The organism is Kitasatospora sp. NPDC088861, from assembly GCF_044750105.1.
Lineage (GTDB): Bacteria > Actinomycetota > Actinomycetes > Streptomycetales > Streptomycetaceae > Kitasatospora.
In genome coordinates this window covers 20,613-38,800 of the sequence record NZ_JBIVJF010000006.1, presented here as the reverse complement: position 1 = coordinate 38,800, position 18,188 = coordinate 20,613, and the positions used below count along the sequence as shown (strand labels likewise).

At 72.5% G+C, this 18,188-nt stretch carries 17 protein-coding genes and 1 pseudogene; 10 read left to right on the top strand and 8 right to left on the bottom strand.

Annotated elements, in window-relative coordinates:
* Positions 1-78: 78 nt before the first annotated feature.
* The gene (locus ACIP37_RS13515) at positions 79-342 is read right to left on the bottom strand and encodes a hypothetical protein (RefSeq protein ID WP_400806908.1); all 264 of its coding nucleotides are present in this window, start codon (positions 340-342) and stop codon (positions 79-81) included.
* On the opposite strand from ACIP37_RS13515, the gene ACIP37_RS13510 reads away from it, so the two are divergent.
* Both ACIP37_RS13510 and ACIP37_RS13505 read left to right on the top strand, forming a co-directional pair.
* On the top strand, positions 337-663 hold the full coding sequence (locus ACIP37_RS13510; protein ID WP_363627768.1) for a PadR family transcriptional regulator: 327 nt from the start codon (positions 337-339) through the stop codon (positions 661-663). The two genes, ACIP37_RS13515 and ACIP37_RS13510, sit on opposite strands and share 6 nt — an antisense overlap.
* On the top strand, positions 660-1,562 hold the full coding sequence (locus tag ACIP37_RS13505; RefSeq protein ID WP_363627769.1) for a hypothetical protein: 903 nt from the start codon (positions 660-662) through the stop codon (positions 1,560-1,562). The genes ACIP37_RS13510 and ACIP37_RS13505 overlap by 4 nt, the downstream gene beginning before the upstream one ends.
* Positions 1,563-1,582: 20 nt before the next feature.
* On the opposite strand, the pseudogene ACIP37_RS13500 reads toward ACIP37_RS13505, so the two are convergent.
* Positions 1,583-1,741: pseudogene (locus tag ACIP37_RS13500) on the bottom strand (IS630 family transposase); the annotation flags it as partial.
* 81 nt (positions 1,742-1,822) lie between these two features.
* Positions 1,823-2,122: a hypothetical protein gene (locus tag ACIP37_RS13495; protein ID WP_363627770.1), complete on the bottom strand. Its 300-nt coding sequence runs from the start codon at positions 2,120-2,122 to the stop codon at positions 1,823-1,825.
* Positions 2,123-2,252: 130 nt separating this feature from the next.
* Between ACIP37_RS13495 and ACIP37_RS13490 the strand changes: the two genes are divergently transcribed.
* The 7 genes from ACIP37_RS13490 (at position 2,253) to ACIP37_RS13460 (ending at position 11,962) form a co-directional block, all read left to right on the top strand.
* On the top strand, positions 2,253-3,053 hold the full coding sequence (locus ACIP37_RS13490; protein ID WP_400806912.1) for a maleylpyruvate isomerase family mycothiol-dependent enzyme: 801 nt from the start codon (positions 2,253-2,255) through the stop codon (positions 3,051-3,053).
* 441 nt (positions 3,054-3,494) lie between these two features.
* A complete protein-coding gene (locus tag ACIP37_RS13485) occupies positions 3,495-4,031 on the top strand; it encodes a transposase (RefSeq protein ID WP_400806915.1) in 537 nt (178 codons plus the stop codon).
* Between the two features lie 555 nt (positions 4,032-4,586).
* Positions 4,587-5,561 carry a DUF4184 family protein gene (locus ACIP37_RS13480; RefSeq protein WP_400806918.1) on the top strand — a complete coding sequence of 325 codons (975 nt, stop codon included), beginning with the start codon at positions 4,587-4,589 and terminating at the stop codon, positions 5,559-5,561.
* Between the two features lie 9 nt (positions 5,562-5,570).
* The gene (locus ACIP37_RS13475) at positions 5,571-8,840 is read left to right on the top strand and encodes an AfsR/SARP family transcriptional regulator (protein ID WP_400806920.1); all 3,270 of its coding nucleotides are present in this window, start codon (positions 5,571-5,573) and stop codon (positions 8,838-8,840) included.
* Between the two features lie 344 nt (positions 8,841-9,184).
* Positions 9,185-10,348, top strand: coding sequence for an alpha-hydroxy-acid oxidizing protein (locus ACIP37_RS13470; protein WP_400806923.1), 1,164 nt, complete (start codon positions 9,185-9,187; stop codon positions 10,346-10,348).
* Between the two features lie 367 nt (positions 10,349-10,715).
* Positions 10,716-11,618, top strand: a complete 903-nt coding sequence (locus ACIP37_RS13465; protein WP_363585508.1) for a 2OG-Fe dioxygenase family protein — start codon at positions 10,716-10,718, stop codon at positions 11,616-11,618.
* Positions 11,618-11,962, top strand: a complete 345-nt coding sequence (locus tag ACIP37_RS13460) for a tRNA-binding protein (RefSeq protein ID WP_400806927.1) — start codon at positions 11,618-11,620, stop codon at positions 11,960-11,962. Before ACIP37_RS13465 ends, ACIP37_RS13460 begins: the two co-directional genes overlap by 1 nt.
* Before the next feature lie 397 nt (positions 11,963-12,359).
* On the opposite strand, the gene ACIP37_RS13455 is transcribed toward ACIP37_RS13460, so the two are convergent.
* A complete protein-coding gene (locus ACIP37_RS13455; protein WP_400806929.1) occupies positions 12,360-13,556 on the bottom strand; it encodes an agmatine/peptidylarginine deiminase in 1,197 nt (398 codons plus the stop codon).
* A gap of 145 nt (positions 13,557-13,701) precedes the next feature.
* On the opposite strand from ACIP37_RS13455, the gene ACIP37_RS13450 reads away from it, so the two are divergent.
* On the top strand, positions 13,702-14,373 hold the full coding sequence (locus ACIP37_RS13450) for a TetR/AcrR family transcriptional regulator (RefSeq protein ID WP_363585511.1): 672 nt from the start codon (positions 13,702-13,704) through the stop codon (positions 14,371-14,373).
* A gap of 124 nt (positions 14,374-14,497) precedes the next feature.
* On the opposite strand, the gene ACIP37_RS13445 is transcribed toward ACIP37_RS13450, so the two are convergent.
* The 4 genes from ACIP37_RS13445 to ACIP37_RS13430 form a co-directional block, all read right to left on the bottom strand.
* On the bottom strand, positions 14,498-15,295 hold the full coding sequence (locus ACIP37_RS13445; protein WP_400806932.1) for an ABC transporter ATP-binding protein: 798 nt from the start codon (positions 15,293-15,295) through the stop codon (positions 14,498-14,500).
* A 64-nt stretch (positions 15,296-15,359) separates the two neighbouring features.
* On the bottom strand, positions 15,360-16,334 hold the full coding sequence (locus ACIP37_RS13440; protein WP_400806935.1) for an ABC transporter ATP-binding protein: 975 nt from the start codon (positions 16,332-16,334) through the stop codon (positions 15,360-15,362).
* The gene (locus ACIP37_RS13435; RefSeq protein ID WP_400806938.1) at positions 16,331-17,185 is read right to left on the bottom strand and encodes an ABC transporter permease; all 855 of its coding nucleotides are present in this window, start codon (positions 17,183-17,185) and stop codon (positions 16,331-16,333) included. The genes ACIP37_RS13440 and ACIP37_RS13435 overlap by 4 nt, the downstream gene beginning before the upstream one ends.
* Positions 17,182-18,141 (bottom strand): ABC transporter permease, encoded by a 960-nt coding sequence (locus tag ACIP37_RS13430; RefSeq protein ID WP_363624274.1) that lies wholly within the window; start codon positions 18,139-18,141, stop codon positions 17,182-17,184. Before ACIP37_RS13430 ends, ACIP37_RS13435 begins: the two co-directional genes overlap by 4 nt.
* Between the last annotated feature and the right edge of the window lie 47 nt (positions 18,142-18,188).

Sequence of the window (18,188 nt, the reverse complement as noted above, 5' to 3'; positions counted from 1 at the left end):
GGAACTTCGACACTGACGCGCAATGCCAAAGACCGCGACGCCTTCACCCGCGATACCTGTCGGCAAACGAAGGCGAGCTCAAGCGGTCAGCGCATCACCGCTGTTCAGGAGCACCCCCTCGACCTCGGCGACAGCACCCCCCGCTTCGAACTGTTCCTCGGCACGCTGCTCCGCGGCCTGCCCGCGCAGGAACCGGGCGTCGAACGTGGCGTCGAACGGAGCGCCGAATGACGCGCCGAACGGCGATAGGCCCCGGCACCGCACCTCAGGGCCCCGGCCGACCGCGTTGAGATGGTCCGGCGGAGTGACTATCTTCGTGAGGTGAGTGAACGTGTGATGCAAGAGCCCACCCTGATGGTGCTGACCGCCCTCGCGGACGCGCCCCGGCACGGATACGCCATCGCGCAGGAGGTCAAGACGATGACCGGCGGCCGGGTCGCGCTGCGCACGGGTGCGCTGTACGGGGCCCTGGACCGGCTGCTGGCCGACGGCCTGATCGACATCGACCGCGAGGAGATCGTCGACGGCCGGGCCCGGCGGATCTTCACCTTGTCCCCGGCGGGGCGGGAGCGGCTCGCGGTGGAGGCCGAGCGCCTGGCCGCGGCGGCGAAGGAGGCCACCCGCCGCCTGTCCGTCGCCAAGCCGCCGGCGGCCTCCGCATGATCGAGCGCGTCCTGCGGCTCTATCCCGCCGCCTACCGCCGGGCCCACGGCGGGGAGATCGTCGCGACCTTCCGCGAGATGACCGCGGGCGAGCCGCTGGGTTCGCGGCTGCGGGAGGGCGCGGGTCTGGCGGCGCACGCGATGAGGATGCGGATGGGGCTGGGCCCGGCCGCTCCCGTCGCGAAGGTCCTCGCGCTGGCGTACCCCTTCGCGCTGGCCGCCTCGGCCGCCGCCTGCGGCCTGCACCTGCTGACCTGGTACGCCGACGTCGTCTCCTCGCCCGCCCCGTTGGGGGCGCGACTCGAAGCCGACCTGTCGGGGGCGTGGGGCGCGCTGCTCGTCTCGTCGCTGGTCGTGGTCGCGGGGGCGGTAGCGGCGCTGACCGGCCGGTGGCGCGTGGGGGTGCCCTGCGCGGTGGCCGGGCTGCTCTCCTTCGCGGTGGCCGCGGTGGTCAGCGGGCCGGGGTTCGGTGACCCGGTGGTCACCCCGGCCGCGATGGTTCTGGCGGCGGCCGTGCTGCTCGCCTGCCCGCAGGACCGGCGGGCGGAGGGCGTCGCGGCGGGGCGAGCGGGCGAGGCCGCTGCCGTGGTCGCGCTCGTGGTCGTGCCGCGGGCGGCCATCGCCTCGCACGGGGTGCCGTGGGTCAGCACCGACTACGGGTGCTGGCCGCTGGTCGTCCTCGCCGCGACCGGTGTCGCGCTGACCTGGTCCAGTGGATCGCGGGGCGGCCGCGAGCTGGCGGCGATGGCCCTGGCCTCCCCGCCGCTGCTCGCCCACGCCTACACGGTGGCGTGGGGCGAGGCGGCTGTCGTGGCGTGCCTGGCGGCCGCGCTGCCGGCCACCGTGGTGGCCGTCGGGCTCGCCGGCCGCCTGAAGCGAAGCGGTCGCCTCCTCCGCTGACCGGCAGCTCGGGGACGGTGCAGCTGGGCGATGACCGGCACGCGGTTCCCGCCGGCCGAGGCCAGCAACATCATCGCCCGCCGGTAGCGCACCGAACCCGTACTGCCACGCCGCACAATCCGCTGTAACTGCGGGCCCTCCTGGCCGGCCAGTCTCCGGACCTTGACCGGCTCCGCCACCACGCCTCCCCGAACCTCGGATGTCCACCCACGTCCAACCGGTCCGGACCGTGCCACCGCGAACCCGGTGAACCTTCGCGGTCAGAGCACCAGGAAGGCGCCGGGGTTGTCCGCGCAGACCAGGGCCGGCGACCCGAACTCGCTCACGCAGACGACGATCCGAGTCCCGCACACGGTCGCATCTGCCGGTACGGTGACACGACCGTACTCACTGCGGTCCTGGGCGTCTCGCTCGGTCGCACACCGCATGGCGAAGTCGTCCTCGAGGCGCGACACAAGGTCTCCGAACAGCGCGTACCGGGTGGACGTCACGTCGCCGAGGTGCCCGGCCGCGCGGCGAGGCCAGGGCACCCACAGGCACGACGCCTGGCGTACCGCCACCACCGGCGTCCTCGCAGCAGTGCGCAGCTTGTCACCCGAGCGGTGGGAGGCGAGACGTCCGCAGTGGCCAACCGGCGGCGACTGTGAAAATCGCTGTCCGATCACCGGAGCACGGTGATAGACATCCGGCGTGGAAAAGAATCTTGAGTTCCCTGACCTGCTGCGACTGATCGATGAACGGTCGACCGCCTTCCGCGCCGTGGTCGCCGCCGCGCCCAGTCTTGACGCACAGGTGCCGACCTGCCCCGGGTGGACGTTGTTCGATCTGGTGAAGCACCTGGGCGGGGGAGACCGTTTCTGGGCCGCCATCGTCGGTGCGGGGCCTGCCGACGCGCCCCCGGCCGAGGCCGTCGCCGCGCGCGTCGCTCTGGTAGTGCCGCGGGAGCGTGAGGCCCTGCTGGCCTGGTTGGCCACGTCGACGCAGCTTCTGCTGAGCGCCCTGCGCGAGGCAGGACCGGAGAGCGGTTGCTGGACGTGGTGGCCCGCGTCGCAGTCACCGCCAACCTCCGGCGGTGTCGCCCGGCACCGGGTCCAGGAGACCGCGGTGCACACGTACGACGCCCAGCTCGCCTGGGGCGCCCCGCAGCCGCTGCCGGTCGAGGTGGTACTCGACGGTGTGGAGGAGTTCCTGTTCACCGTCTGCGGAACGCCGAGTGCCTGGCCGCACAAGCCCACGGCCTTCGACTTCCACGCCGCCGAGGGCCGCTCCTGGCGCCTCACCGTCGACGGCGACGGCGCACGCACCACCCGCATCCCCGCGCCCACCGCCGCGACCGACGAGGACTCGGACGCAGCCGGCGCCTCCGTCCACGGCACGGCCAGTGAGCTGGTCCTCTACCTGTACGACCGGATCCAGGCCGACTCCTTGCACGTTGACGGAGACGCAGGGCTGCTCGACCTGCTCCGCGCCTGGGAGCCGGAGGAGAAGTAGGACGTAGCGGGGGCGGGGCGGGGCGGGGACCGGGCCTCGAGCCGGTAGGACACGACTCTTCGCCGGGTTCGTCGGTCGCGGCACCGGGCTCGAACCCGCGAGGCGGCCTCGGGGCGTCACCAAGCCGACCGTCTACCTGGATGGCAGTGCGAATGTGTCCGCCCCAGCGATCATGAGAAGCGACGCGACTGCCGTCGTCCCGATCTCGTCGAGAAGTCAGTCGATCGGGTGACTGCGGCGGCTGCCGTGCATGAGAGCAGGGCCTCTTGGCAGCTCGAAGGGTGTCGAAGCCAACGTGCGGTCCAGGAGGCCCTGTTGTCGCATTTCTACGGCAACGCGGGAGTGGGGTCCACTTCGGCCACTCTCGCGTGCGACTGTCTGGCTCACAGGTTCGGGAACGCCGGAGACCACGGGGTGCGCGAGCGTCGGTATCCCACCGACATGTCGGACGCCGAGTGGGCGGTCGTCCGGCCACTGCTGCCGGTGCCGGGCTGGCTGCGGGGTCGGGGTGGGCAACCGGAGGCTTATTGCCACCGCGCGATGCCGGACGCGATCCGCTACCTGGTCGACAACGGCACGAAGTGGCGGCCCATGCCTGCCGACTTCCCACCGTGGGACCGGGCCTACGCGTTCTTCCGGCGCTGGCGCAACCACGATCTGGTCCGCGAGTTCCACGACCGGCTCCGCCGCCGGGTCCGCGAGCGGGCCGGGCGGGACTCGGAGCCGGGCGCGGGCGTGATCGACTCGCAGTCGGTCAAAGCGGACGCGGTCGTCGGCTCTGACCGCCGCGGCCCCGCGCGCCACACCGGCACCACTGTTTTCGGCTTCGCCGCCTCCGCCGGTTCGGGCCGCGCCGGTTGCACACCAGGAGCCGGCAGACCCCCGGAGGCGGCAGACCCTCGGAGCCGGCAGACCCTCGGAGGCGGCGGGGCCGATGACGGCGTCGTTGCCCGGGGCCAGTACCTCGCCAACGCGTGAGCGGGCGATGACCCACTCGTTCCACTCCCGCTCGGCCACGGCCAGCTCCGTCTGGAGGCGGTCGGCCTCCTCCCGCAGATCGTCGACACGACGGCGAGCGGTGAGCTCACGCTGTTCCAGCAGTCCCACGACCGACGGCATCCTCGACCTCCACCAACGCGACGACACGACACGTCACCACTGCCACGAGACCGCCGACCCTATGCCTGACCAGCGAGAACGCAGTCCTCAAGCCCGGAAAGACGACAACCTCTCTGCACCGGGAAGTCGGGTTCGACCGGGTGGCGTTCGGTGCTTCCTTCCAGGGCATCGAGTTCGCCGGTGGTGAGGGTTGGCTTCTGCGAGCGGACCCGCGGCGACCGTGACGGGGAGGATGCCGGATTCCGGACGGCGTTCAGGCCCATCTGGCCTATCGGGCCTTGGGCATCGACAGCACGGTCGCCCGCCGCAGCCGGAGCCGCGAGGGATGACGCGGCGCATCCGCCAGAGGTCATTAGTCCGTTTGACGTAGCATTCCGTTCGACGGACTATTGGGGTCTGCGCGAGAGGATGCTCATGCCGTTCACCCTGGCCCACCCCGCGGCCGTACTGCCGTTGCTGCGGAGACCCTTCAGTCGGGCCGCGCTGGTTGCCGGAGCCGTCGCACCGGACCTGCCCTACTTCGTCGTCACCACGGGACTGCCCGTCAGCGCGCAGTCCTGGTACGAACCGTTCGTCAACGCCACGACCTCGCACAGCGCTCCGGGCGCCGTCACCGTCGCCCTGCCGTACGCCCTCGCCCTGTGGGGACTGCTCCGCGCCGGCGAACGCCCGCTGGCGTCCCTGCTGCCGCTGCCGCTGCCGCTGCCGGTGCCGGTGCCGGTGCCGCTGCCGGAGCCCAGCGCCGCGTCGCGGCTCCGCACTGCCGGCGCGCTGGCGCGGCGAGCCGGGTGGATCGTGCTGTCCGCCCTGATCGGCATCGCCACGCACCTGGTCTGGGACGCCTTCACCCACTTCGACGGCTTCGTGGTCGCCCGTACGCCCTGGCTCAACTCCACGTTGGTGGGCAGCCTCACCTGGGCGCGGGCGTTGCAGCACGCGAGCACGATCGGCGGCCTGGCCGCCATCGCGGTGTACGTGTGGCCGAGGCGGGCCAGCTTCCTCGCCGCTGAGGGCCGCACGAAGCCTGGCAGCGAAACCCGGCGCCCCGTCCTCCTCGCCATGGCCCTGGTCACGCTCGTCGGAGCCGTCGCCCACGCCTGGCGGTGGCTCGCCGGCCCGGAGGCGGTGGCCGACGGGCTGCCGCTGAGCGCCGTCGTCGAAGGGGTGCTGTCCGACGCGGCGAAGGGCGCGGGCGCCGGCCTGATCGGCAGCCTGACCCTGTACGTCCTCATGTGGTGGAGTCGGCGCGCCCTCGCAGCAACCCGCCTCCGCCGGGGCAGAGTTGACACAGTACGCCCGGGTCCGCAGGGAGAACGCGGGGCCGTTCACCGACAATCGGAACACCAGGCAGAGGCCGATGGCCGGTTCGGTACCCGGCCGACCAGATGAGGGGAACACGTGCGTCCAGATCATGATCAGGATTCGCTGAGCTTCGCGTTACTCGGCGAGCTGCGGGTCCGGCGCGCCGGCACGGACCTGCACTTCGGCGGCCCGCAGCAGCGGTCGGTACTGGCCGCCCTGCTGCTGCGCCCGAACGCGGTCGTGACGGTCGACGAGCTGATCGACGGCCTGTGGGGAGACCGGCCGCCCGGTGCGCCCGACACCAGCTTGCGCACCTACGTGTGGCAGCTGCGGAACCTGCTGGAGCCCGTGCGCACGGCGCCCAGGGTGCTGGTCTCCCGAACGGGTGGCTACCGTCTGGCCGTCGAGCCGGACCGCGTGGACCTGTGGCGGGTCAAGCGCTTGCAGGAACTGGCCGGGACGTGCGCCGCCGAACGCCCGCAGGACGCCCGGAACGCACTGGGAGAAGCCCTGGCCCAGTGGCGCGGGGAGCCGCTCGCCAGCCTGCCGGGGCCGCTCATGTGCCGCGAGCGGGAGCGGCTTTCGAGGCTGCGCCTCACCCTCCTGGAGGAGCGCCTCGCCCTCGACGTGGCCCTCGACGTGGCCCACGGTGCGGGACTCGGCGCGGCCCTCGACGTGGCCCTCGACGTGGCCCTCGACGCTCCCTCCGGCTACCTGTCGGAGCTGGAGCAGCTGGCCGGTGACCACCCGCTCCACGAGCGCCTCCAGGAACTGCTCATCCGCGCGCTGCGGCGGCAAGGGCGCACGTCCGAGGCGCGTGCGGTCTACGACGCGCTTCGATTACGGTTGGTCGAGCAGCTGGGGATCGAACCGGCGCCCGCGCTCACGGAGTTGTGTCACGATCTCGGTGTGGATGCCGCCATGCGATCGAGGACCGCTGCACCCGGTCCGGACTTGCGCCCAGACGTACCGTTATCACCCGCGTCGGCTGACCGAGGCGCTGACCGAGGCGCTGACCGAGGCGCCGACCGAGACGTCGACCGAGGCGCAGGCGATGCGGCCGACAGTGAGGCCCTGGACCAACTCCCCCCGGTGCTGGCGCAGTTCATCGGACGGCAGGACCACATCGCCGGAATCGGACAAGCGCTGACCGGGCGAGCACCGGCCGGACGGACCAGCCCCGCACTGCGACTGGTGACCGTGACCGGGATGGCCGGGGTGGGGAAGACGACCCTCGCGGTGCGAGCCGCCCACACCGTGCGCCCGGACTTCCCCGACGGCCGGCTGTACGCGGACCTGCGCGGCGCCGACCTGGTGCCCGCGAACGCGTCCGACATCCTGGCGGACTTCCTGACAACGCTGGGCGTCCGGGCGGCAGTTGTGCCCAAGGACCTCGAAAGCAGGTCGGCGCTGTTCCGGACCGCCAGCGCGGGACGACGGCTGCTCATCCTCCTGGACAACGCACGCGACGAGGCCCAGATCCAGCCGTTGCTGCCCGGCTCGTCGGACTGCGCGGTCATCGTCACCAGTCGCACGGTGCTCACCAGTGTGCCGTCGGTCCTGCACGTCGCGCTGGACGTGTTCAGCGAGCCCGAGGCGATCGGCCTGCTCGACTCGGTCATCGGCGCGGCACGCCGGTCCGGACAGGGCCCCCAGGCCAGGATGCTGGTCGATGCCTGCGGCCGGCTCCCCCTGGCCGTACGGATCGCCGCGGCCCGGCTCGCCGCCACCCCGGATCAGCCGATCGCCGAGCTCGTCCGGAGCCTGGCCGACGACCGCGAGGGCATCGACGCCCTGCGCACGGGCGACCTGGCGATCGAGCAGGTCTTCGAGCTCAGCTACCGGCTGCTCCCACCACCCCTGGCCACGGCGTTCCGGATGCTCTCCTGGGCGGAGCCCGACCTCGGTCTGGCATCGGCAGCCGCAGTCCTGGGCCTGGCGGAGTACCAGGCGGAGCGGCTCGCGGAGTCGCTGGTGGACCAGGCGCTGCTGGAGTCGACGGGCGCCGGGCGCTACCGCTACCACGACCTGGTGCGCGCCTTCGCCCGCCGGGCGTCGCTGCGGACCGGCGACCACGAACGGGCCTGCGCCCAGCAGCGGCTGCTGACCCATCTGCTCGGCTGCGCCCGTACGGCCTTCACCCTCGCCGTACCCGGCGACCCGGTCGCCGACGTCTTCGGCGAGCCGCTCCAGCAGCCGGCCGCCCCTCCTGGCCGCTCCCCGGCCGCCCGTCCAGGCCGCTCCCCGGTCGCCCGTCCAGGCCGCTCCCCGGTCGCCCCGGCTTCCTTGCGCCCCTCGGTCTCCCCGGTCTCCCCGGTATCCCCGGTCTTCGCGGATCTGGCGGACGCCCGCCGGTGGGCCCGGACCGAGACACCCGGCGCCGTGGCGCTCGCGGCCGCCGTCGCGACGGACACCCTGCGCGCCCTCGCCGACGGCCGGCCCTCGGCGATGACCGACCTGCGGGCGGCCGTCAACCTGCTGATCGCCCTCAGCCCGCTCGGCCTCGGCGCCGTCGGCGGCCGAGCGGAAGACGCCACCCGCACGCTGATCGCCGCCGCCGTCGCGGCCGGCGACCGTTGCGCGGAGGGCCGGTCGCGGTTCCTCCTCGGCACGGTCCTGCTGGCCCGGGCCCGGCTCGGCGAGGCCGGCGCACAGGCCCGGCAGGCGGCCGAAGCCTGCCGGGAGGCGGAGGACCCGGCCGTTCTCCGGCAAGCCCTCAACGACCTGGGCCTCATCGCCCAGGCCGAGGGCCGGCACGAGGAGGCGATCGCCGCCTTCGACGAGGCGGTGGCGCTCGCCCGGCAGCTCGGCCACCGGTCCGGCGAGGTGGCGAGCACCGCGAACGCGGCCCTGTCCCGCATCCGCACCGGTCACGTGGCCACGGCGGTGCAGACCTGTCAGCGGATCCTCGCCGAACCCGGGGGGACCGCCGACGTCGCGATGACCGCGTACGTGCACTACGTCCTCGGCCTCGCCTACCAGGAACTGGGCCGACTCGACGACGCCGCGGCGCAGCTGCGGTCCTGCATCTGCTGCGCGGGCGTCACCGGCGATCTCAACCGGGAGTCGGCCGCCCGAAGCCGCCTGGCCGACGTCCTGCGCCTGCTCGGACGGCTCGACGAGGCCGTTCAGCAGGCGGAGCGGGCACTGGACCTCGCAGAAGCAGGTGGGCGACAGCGCGAACGCGCTCTCGCCCACCTGGTGTTGGCCCATGCGATGACCGCCCGCAGCGACCACCACGCCGCCCGGCATCAGGAAGCGAAGGCGCGCCTACTGCTCAGCCGCCTCAGCGCCCCGGAGGCCGCCGACGTGACGTCGATGCTGGCCGCCCTGGCGACCGCCGACCGGACCCCTCACCCCCGGTAGCGGATGACGAGACCGGTGCCGTTCCACGCGATGCGCCCCGAGAGGCAGTGCACGTCGGCCGACCCGCCGCAGGCCTGCGCCGACGGCTCGGTCGGCGAGCCCTGTCGCACGGGGGCCCCCGCGCCCACGGCAACAGCGCCCACCACCGGCACCAGCACGGCCGCACCGGCAACAGCCGTACGGACAACAATCGTTCGAAACACGGATGACGCTCCCTACGTACCTACGGCAAGACGTCCGAACGCTCGCAGGGGCCGGTAGACATCAGATCAACGCAACCGTCACTCCCGTCACTCCCGCACACGGACACCGCACCGCACCGCACCAACAGGAGGTTGGGAACCATGGCCCAGCAGTTCGGTGACTACCAGAACGAGATCTACTTCGAGGGCCTGCGCGGGGTGCAGCCCGCCCTGCCGATGACGTACGCCGGGCTGGAGGCCGGGGCGCAGGCCGCCCTCCCCCCGTCGATCTGGTCGTACGTGGCCGGCGGCGCGGGGGACGAGCACACCCAGCGCGCCAACGTCCGGGCCTTCGAGCGGTGGGGCCTCTACCCCCGGATGATGGTCGGCGCCGCCCGTCGCGACCTGACCGTCGACCTGTTCGGCCACACCCTGCCCTCGCCGCTGTTCCTGGCGCCGGTCGGCGTGATCGGCCTCTGCGCCCAGGACGGCCACGGAGACCTCGCCGCCGCCAGGGCCGCCGCCCGCACCGGCGTGCCGATGGTGGCCTCCACCCTCACCGTCGACCCGCTGGAGCAGGTCGCGGCCGAGTTCGGCGGCACGCCCGGCTTCTTCCAGCTCTACACCCCGACCGACCGAGACCTCGCCGCCAGCCTGGTGCACCGCGCGGAGGCGGCCGGCTTCCGGGGCATCGTGGTCACCCTGGACACCTGGATCACCGGCTGGCGCCCGCGCGACCTCGCCACCTCCAACTTCCCCCAGCTGCGCGGCCACTGCCTGGCGAACTACTTCACCGACCCGGTCTTCCGGGCCCGCCTGGCCAAGGCCCCCGAGGAGGATCCGGGTGCGGCGATCCTGGAGTGGGTCGGTATCTTCGGCAACCCGCTGACCTGGGACGACCTGCCGTGGCTGCGCTCGCTCACCGACCTGCCGATCATCCTCAAGGGCGTCTGTCACCCCGAGGACGTCCGCCGGGCCCGGGACGGCGGCGTCGACGGTCTCTACTGCTCCAACCACGGTGGCCGCCAGGCCAACGGAGGCCTGCCCGCCCTGGACGCGCTGCCCGCCGTGGTCGAGGCGGCGGGCGCTCTGCCGGTGCTCTTCGACTCCGGGGTGCGCAGCGGCGCCGATGTCGTCAAGGCGCTCGCCCTCGGCGCCACCGCGGTCGGCGTCGGCCGCCCGTACGCGTACGGGCTGGCGCTCGGCGGCGAGGACGGCATCGTGCACGTGCTGCGCTCACTGCTGGCGGAGGCCGACCTGCTCATGGCGGTCGACGGCTACCCGACCCTGGCCGACCTGACCCGCGAGGCGCTGGTGCGCCTCTGAGGCGGCCGACGGCCGACGGCCGAATTCACGACACGTATTCGGTGGCGATGCGGTCCGTGCTTCCCCGGACTACGTGAACCCGGTTGTGGTGAAAGCGGTCCTGACCGGATCTCTGTGGTCGGCTTGACCGTCAGGAGTTCATGTGTATGACTGGCCGTCACTTGACTGTGATCTGCGGGTTCGTGGAGCCGTCAAGACCTTGAATCAGCCATGACGCGCACGTAGATCCATCGTTGACTGATCATTGATCAGCTGCTCGTAGGTTTTTCTCGTCGGAGGCGATCGGTTCCGCCCCAGGGCGGACGTCACCGATGACACGAGAGCCTGCGGGGAGTCGTCCCCTGAACCGGAACGGAGTATTCATTCTATGAACACCAACGACCTCGACCAGGTCATATCCGAGTTGACCCGGATCAAGAAGGAGTATGTCGAGCAGCGTTCGGCTTTCGTCCCTGGAGAGCGCATGGCCGGCTTACTGAAGGGGCTCGGCGCCACCGACGCTGACCTGGCCCAGCTCCAGCGGGTGAGTGACGACCTGCCGGACGACCCCACCCTCCCCTTCCGCCAGTCGAAGAACGGCCGCTTCCACTTCGACGTGAAGAACGGGACGATCGACCGGGGCGAATTCCAGCCGTTCGCGCTCTCGGCGGACGAGGACTTCGTACGCCATGACTCCGGACAGAAGCGTGAGTTCGCGGAGGTCGGTGACGACCTCCAGCTGAACCGGGCCTTCCAGGGGCTGCTCCTGTTCAAGGCGTTCATGGTCCAGGACGTGGAGATCGCGCACCGCCCGAAGCTGGACTACGACTACCCCGGCTGGGTGTGCACCCTGTTCAACCTGCGGACCGTCACCACGCCCGAACTCGTCGGCGAGCCCGCCCTCGAAGGGGTGCACAGCGACGGCGTGGACCACACCATGACCACCCTGCTCGGCAGTGAGAACATGACCGCCGACAGCGCCATCACCTTCCTCCACGACATGCGGCAGATCAACGCGGTCCGCTGGGACGAGGTTGAGCCGGAGCTCGTCGTGGGCCAGTACCAGCACCGCCACTTCCTCGACACCATGCTGGTCGTCGACCACGAGCGGAAGCACAGCCTCTCCCCGGTGGTCGCCGCCGACCCGCAGCAGACCTCCACCAGGGATATGCTGATCTTCTTCACGCGGAAGCCCGCCCTGGAGGGTCACATCTCCCACACGCACGACTCCCTCGCCTGCCACTCCGCCCTGCCGATGTCGGTCGGGTTGCTTCCCTCGGTGATGGTCTGATGGCGGCGGACGGGATCACGATCACCGACTTCCTGGACGTCGACATCCGTGCGGGCCGGATCGTCCGCGCCGAGGCGTTCCCGCGCGCCCGCCGGCCCGCGTACAAGCTGTGGATCGACTTCGGCGATCTGGGCGTTCGGAAGTCCAGCGCCCAGATCACCGACCTGTACGCGCTCGATGACCTCGAAGGTCGCCTGGTGATGGCCGTGGTGAACCTCCCGCCCCGGCAGGTCGCGGACTTCATGTCCGAGGTCCTCGTCCTCGGAGTGCCGGGCGAGGGCGGCGGCGACGTGGTCCTGATCGCCCCGGACCGGGAGGTCAAGCCGGGAGCGCGGCTGCTCTGACGCGAACCGGCATCACCGGCCGGACGACCGGGCCGGGGACGCCGCGGAGGAGCGACCTGACGTCACTCTGTGGGAGCCCGGGGGAGATTCCCCCGGGCCTCCCGACCGGCCGGCCCGGTCCCGTTCGTGGAGGGTGAACAACCTCTTCCGGCGCACCCCCGCCGGCCGGGTCCTGCACTGATCGTTCAAAACTCCGTCCGCGCATGCTGGGGAAGCCGGGGTCGGTCGGGGCGGGGGTGATCCTGGTGTCCAGGGTGGGCAGGGCGCTGACGATGTCGCGGTGGACGAGGTGTTCGGGCGTGCCGGCCGGACGCCCGGGGCAGTTGCGGGGGGTTCGGCGCGCACGCCTGCGCGTGGCCGGTGGGCCGTGCCGGTGTGCGCGCCGCTCCGCCGGGTGTCAGACGGCGGGCTGTTGCTGGGTGACGCAGTGGATGCCGCCGCCGCCGGCGCCGAGGGAGTCGATGTCGAGCTGCTCGACGGTGCGTCCGGGGAAGAGCCGGGCCAGGGTCGCCCGGGCGGCGGCGTCGGCCGTGCCGTCTCCGAACTGGGCGGAGATCACGGCGCCGTTGCACGCGTAGTAGTTGGCGTAGGAGGCGACGAAGTTCTGGTTGGTGGAGCGGATCCTGTAGTAGTCCGGGCCCTGGAGTCTGGTCACCGCGGTCGGACCGCCTGCGGCCGTCGTGGCGGCGGACAGGATCTGGTACTGCTCGCGCGCGTCGCTGGCCCACGCGTCGGTGTCGGTCGCCAGCGGCAGCTGGACCAGCCCGGCGCCGGGGGCGAGGAAGCGCGAGGTGGCGTCGACGTGGTCGTCGGTGATGTCCTGGTTCCTGATGCCGGTGAACCAGATGACCTTGGACGCGCCGTAGGCCTGGCACATCGCGGTCTCGATCTGCGCCTGGCTCATCCCGGGGTTGCGGTTGTCGTTGACGATGCTGCTGCGGGTGGCCATCAGGGTGCCGGCGCCGTCCTGTTCGATGGCGCCGCCTTCGGCGATCAGGCCGGCGGCGGTGAACGGCACCCCGACGTAGGCGGCGATGCGCCGGGCGACCAGCGCGTCGTTGGCGTGGGTCTGCCGGTTTCCCCAGCCGTTGAAGTTGAGGCCGACGGCGTCGAGGGCTCCCGGCCCGTCGGTGCGGAAGACCGGGCCGGTGTCGCGCATCCAGCAGTCGTCGACGGGGATGGTGGTGATCACGGTGACCGACGAGCCGCACAGGGAGCGGGCCTTGGCGGCGCTCGCGGGGTTGGCGCACATGATGACCGGCTCGTACTTGGCGATGGTCCTGGCGATCAGCGCGATGTTCGACTGGACGCCGCCGAGCTGGCTGCGCCAGATCGCGGTGCTGTCGGGCCAGGCCATCCAGGTCCGGGTGTGCCGCGCGCCGTCGATCGGGACGGCGAACGCACCCGCCAGTGCGGTGTCCTCGCTGCGGGAGCTGCGGAGGCCGGCCGCCGCGGCGGCTGAGCCTGCCGCCGACGTCACGGCCAGGCCGGCGGCGGTGAGGCCGGCCGCGGTGAGGAACTGTCGTCTGCCCAGGCCGGGCCTGTCCAGGCCGGGCCTGTCCAGGCCGGGTCTGCTCGGGACGTGATCGTTCATCGGGTCCTCCGGTCAACTGCCCGTCTCGGCAACGGGATTGACTCGAAAGGTAGAACTAACCGAGCGCTCGGTCAATTATCTGCGCATCATCGGACGAGGATTTCTGGAGCGGGGGCGTGGGTCGGACACGCCCTAGAGTTGCGCCATGGCGACAGGCGAGAAGGAACAGGTTCAGGCGGCCCCCGTGGTTCCGCAGGGGCGCACGCGCTCGTCGGCCAAGGGGGAGCAGACCCGGTCACGGCTCGTCTCCGCCGCCCGGACCCTGCTGGCCGGCGAGAGCGCCGGGCGCTTCACCACGCGCAACGTCGCCGCGCTGTGCGGCGTTTCGCACGGGATGTGCCACTACCACTTCCGCGACCGCACCGATCTGATCGTGGCGGTGATCGAGGACATCCGGCCGGAGTGGATCTCCCCGCTGGAGGAAGCGGTGGACGGCCCCGGCGACTTCGCCGAGCGGGCCGAGCGCGTGATCGGCCTGCTGACCCGGGGCGAGAGCCCGGACCTGTCGCACCTGCACGCGGCCCTGCACTGGCACGCCCTCAACGACGAACGCGTCCGGGGGAGTCTGGAGCAGGAGTACCTGCGCTGGCGGTCGTGCTTCGTCCGGCTCTTCCAGGTGCTCGCCGACGAGCGGGGCGGCGGCATCGACCCGCGACCCCTGGGCGAGGCGGTCGCGGCGGCGGTGGACGGCCTCGCGGCCATCCAGTCCCTCGACTCGAACGTGGACGCGGCGACGGTGCTGGGGACGCTGGTGCGCGCGCTCGCCGGAGCACCGTCCGGGACGGCACAGGCCCCGGCCGACGCCGGGACGGCATAGGACCCGGTGTCGTCCGCCCGTCGGCCGAACGACACCGGGGCCCCGTGGAGTCCGCCGACCCCGCGGGACCCCGGCAGTCCGGAGGGCCCGGCAGTCCGGAGGGCGCGGCAGTCCGGGGGGCCGGCTACAGGGCCCGGCGGGCGGCCGCGATGGACCGCGGGTCCCAGCCCGGCCTGGGCACGGAGTCGAGCAGCAGCCGGGTGTAGGCGTGCCGGGGGCGGGCGAGGACCTCGGTGGTGGGGCCGGACTCGACGATCCGGCCGTGCCGCATCACGACCACCTCGTCCGTGACGCACCGGACGACGCCCAGGTCGTGGGTGATGAACAGGTAGCCGATGCCGGTCTGTTCGCGGATGTCGGCGAGCAGGTTGAGGATCTGCGCCTGCACCGAGACGTCGAGGGCGGCCACCGCCTCGTCGAGGACGAGGACGGCGGGCTCGACGGCCAGCGCGCGGGCGATGGCGACGCGCTGGCGCTGGCCGCCGGAGAGCTGGCGGGGCAGGGCCTCGGCCTCGCGCTCGCCGAGGCCGACCTGGTCGAGGAGTTCGGCGATCCGGCGGGGGTGGTCCGCGTCGGGGAAGTGCAGCCTGAGCGTTTCGCGCAGCGCGGTGCCGACGCTGGTGCGGGCGTCGAGGGACAGGTACGGGTCCTGGAAGACCATCTGGACCTCGCGGGCGCGGGCCAGCCGGTGGGCCCGGCCGCGCCGGTGCTCGGTGCGGTCCCGGCCGTGCACCAGGACGCGTCCGGAGTCCGCCCGTTCGAGCCCGACGACGATCCGGGCGGTGGTGGTCTTGCCCGACCCCGACTCGCCGACGATGCCCAGCGATCCGCCTTCGGCCAGGGTGAAGGAGACGTTGTCGACCGCCTGGACGCTCCCGTACGCGCGGTGCAGGCCGACGGCCTCCAGGACGGTCTTCGGCATCGCTGGTTCTCCTCCGGGGCTCGTCGTGGCGGGGCTGGTCGTGGTGCCGCTACCGGCAGTGCTCCTAGGCATCGGCGGTCACCTCCGCGACGCGGTCGCCGTGGTGGCAGGCGGCCCGCCGGGCCGGCTCGTCGGCGAGCGGCAGCAGGGCCGGCGCCCGCTCGGTGCACACCTCGGTCGCGAGCGGGCAGCGGGCGGCGAAGGGGCAGCCCGTCAGGTCCTCGCGCAGGCTCGGTGGCCTGCCGCCGATGGCGGCCAGCCGGCCCCGGGGGGTGTCCAGGCGGGGGGTGGAGGCGAGCAGCGCGGCCGTGTAGGGGTGGCGCGGCCGCTCGAACAGGGCCTCGGCGGGCCCGGTTTCGGCGATCCGTCCCGCGTACATGACGTAGACGCGGTCGCTGATGGCGGCGGCGAGTCCGAGGTCGTGGGTGACGAAGACCAGTGCGGTGCCGAAGCGTTCGCGCAGGTCGCCGAGGAGGGCGACGACCTCGGCCTGGGTGGTGACGTCCAGCGCGGTGGTGGCCTCGTCGGCGAGGATCAGGGCGGGGCCGCCCATCAGCGCCCCCGCGATCATGACGCGTTGCAGCATGCCGCCGGACAACTGCCCCGGGTACCTGCCGAGCGTGGTCTCCGGGAGCCCGACGGCGGCCAGCATCTCCGCGGCCCGTCCGGCGGCGGCGTCGGCCCCGCCGGGGCCCCGGCGGCTGGTCTCGGTGAGGAAGTCGCCGATGCGCCGGAGCGGGTTGACGGAGGCGCGCGGGTCCTGGAAGACCATGGCCGCGGTGTCGGTGCGCAGGCGGCGCAGTTGCTCCGGGCTCATGGTGAGGACGTCGTCGCCGTTGACGCGCACGACGCCCTCGGTGGTGGCGCCGCGCGGCAGCAGCCCGAGGACGCTGCGGGAGGTGAGGCTCTTGCCGGAGCCGGATTCGCCGACGAGGGCGACGGTCTCGCGGGCGTCGACGGTGAGGTCGACGCCGTCGAGGACGGGCCGGGCCGTGCCGGGCAGGCGCAGCCGCAGGCCTTGGATGTCGAGGACGTTCAACGGTCCCTCCTGGCGACCTGGTCGGCCCAGCGTTCGCCGACGACGTTGAAGGCGACGACGGTCAGCACGATGGCGACGCACGGCAGGATCGCCGACAGCGGGTAGCCGTGCTGGATGGCGGTCTGGCCGTCGAAGACCATGCGGCCCCAGTCGGGGGTGAGCGCCGGGACGCCGAGTCCGAGGAAGGAGAGGCCGGCGAGGTCGATCAGGGCGTAGCCGAAGTTGATGGTGGACTGGGCGAGGACGACGGGGGCGATGCCGGGGATGATGTGGCGCAGGCAGATCTGGAGCCCGGAATGGCCTTGGACGCGGTGGGCCTCGACGTAGGGGCGGGAGCGTTCGGCGAGGACGAGTGAGCGGCTGAGGCGGCTGACGTAGGGCAGGTAGGCGATGGCGAGGGCGATCACCGGGGCGATCAGCCCCTCGCCGTAGACCGCGACGATCAGGATCGCCAGCAGCATGCCGGGGAAGGCGAAGACCAGTTCGGTGGAGCGGGACAGGACGGAGTCGAGCCAGCCGCCCCGCCAGGCCGCGGTGACGCCGATGGCGACGCCGGCCAGGGTGGAGAAGGCGACCACTCCGAGCGGGCCGAGCAGCGAGGTGCGGGCGCCGAGCATCAGCCGGGACAGGGTGTCCCGGCCGGCGGCGTCGACGCCGAGCAGGTGGTCGCCGGAGGGGCCGGCGAGGGCGTTGCCCAGGTCGACGGCGTTCGGGTCGTACGGGGCGAGCCAGGAGGCGAGCACGGCGACCAGGACGACCACGGCGACGAGGCCGAGGCAGAGGTGGTACAGGGGTGCTCGGGCGGTGCGCAGGCGGACGAGGCCGGGGCGGCGCAGGACGGTGGTGCTCATGCGGCGGACCTCTTCGGCGCGAGGGTGACCCTGGGGTCGACCAGCGGGTGCAGCAGGTCGACGACGAGGTTCACCGCCATGAACAGCCCCACCATGAGCAGGGAGATCGCCTGCACGGTGGGGAAGTCCTTGGTGGTGGTGGACAGTTCGAGGAGCTGGCCGATGCCGCCGACGCTGAACGCGGACTCGACCAGGACGGTGCACACCAGCAGGGTGGAGACGATCAGGCCTCCCGTGGTCAGGACGGTGCCCAGGGCGTTGCGGAACACGTGCCGGCGGATCACCTCGTGCTCGGCGACGCCCCGGCTGCGGGCCACGGTGACGTGCTCCTGGCCGAGGACCTCCTGCATCGCGGCCCGGGTGACCCGGGCGAGCATGCCGATCAGGTAGAGCGCCAGCGCGACGGCGGGCAGGGCCAGGTGCCACAGCATCTGGCCGGGTCCGTCGCCGGTGCCGCCGGTCGGGAACCAGCCCAGCTTCACCGCGAACAGGCCCTGCAACAGGACGGCCGCGACGAAGGACGGGGTGCCGACGGCCACGGTGGTGGCGACCAGGACGGTCGAGTCCACGGCGCCGCCGCGGACGGCCCCGATCCAGCCGAGCAGCAGTCCGACGGCGACGACCAGGAGCAGGGCCATGGTGACGAGCAGGAGGGTGGCGGGCAGCCGGTCGGCCAGCAGCCGCGACACGTCGGTGCGGTAGGTGATGGAGCGGCCGAAGTCGCCGTGGACGATCTGGCCGAGCCAGCGCAGGTACTGCAGCAGGAACGGTTCGTCCAGGTGGTACTGGTCGTTGATCGCCTTGAGTGCCTCGGGGGAGGCGGAGCGGCCCGAGAGCAGGAAGCTGGCCGGGTTGCCCGGCGCCAGGTACATCGCGCCGAAGATCACGAAGGAGGCGCCGAGGAGGGTGGCCGCCATCTCGGCCAGCCGTCGTGCGGTGAAGCGCAGGAAGCTCACGTGGAGGCCCTCACGTCCGGGGGCGGGGCGGCGGCCGGGAGTACCGG

What these genes read in the sequence shown, in the direction of transcription:
- ACIP37_RS13510 (WP_363627768.1), top strand. Translation starts at nt 337, where the DNA reads ATGCAAGAGCCCACCCTGATGGTGCTGACCGCCCTCGCGGACGCGCCC.
- ACIP37_RS13505 (WP_363627769.1), top strand. Translation starts at nt 660, where the DNA reads ATGATCGAGCGCGTCCTGCGGCTCTATCCCGCCGCCTACCGCCGGGCC.
- ACIP37_RS13485 (WP_400806915.1), top strand. Translation starts at nt 3,495, where the DNA reads ATGTCGGACGCCGAGTGGGCGGTCGTCCGGCCACTGCTGCCGGTGCCG.
- ACIP37_RS13480 (WP_400806918.1), top strand. Translation starts at nt 4,587, where the DNA reads ATGCCGTTCACCCTGGCCCACCCCGCGGCCGTACTGCCGTTGCTGCGG.
- ACIP37_RS13470 (WP_400806923.1), top strand. Translation starts at nt 9,185, where the DNA reads ATGGCCCAGCAGTTCGGTGACTACCAGAACGAGATCTACTTCGAGGGC.
- ACIP37_RS13465 (WP_363585508.1), top strand. Translation starts at nt 10,716, where the DNA reads ATGAACACCAACGACCTCGACCAGGTCATATCCGAGTTGACCCGGATC.
- ACIP37_RS13460 (WP_400806927.1), top strand. Translation starts at nt 11,618, where the DNA reads ATGGCGGCGGACGGGATCACGATCACCGACTTCCTGGACGTCGACATC.
- ACIP37_RS13455 (WP_400806929.1), bottom strand. Translation starts at nt 13,556, where the DNA reads ATGAACGATCACGTCCCGAGCAGACCCGGCCTGGACAGGCCCGGCCTG.
- ACIP37_RS13450 (WP_363585511.1), top strand. Translation starts at nt 13,702, where the DNA reads ATGGCGACAGGCGAGAAGGAACAGGTTCAGGCGGCCCCCGTGGTTCCG.
- ACIP37_RS13445 (WP_400806932.1), bottom strand. Translation starts at nt 15,295, where the DNA reads ATGCCGAAGACCGTCCTGGAGGCCGTCGGCCTGCACCGCGCGTACGGG.
- ACIP37_RS13435 (WP_400806938.1), bottom strand. Translation starts at nt 17,185, where the DNA reads ATGAGCACCACCGTCCTGCGCCGCCCCGGCCTCGTCCGCCTGCGCACC.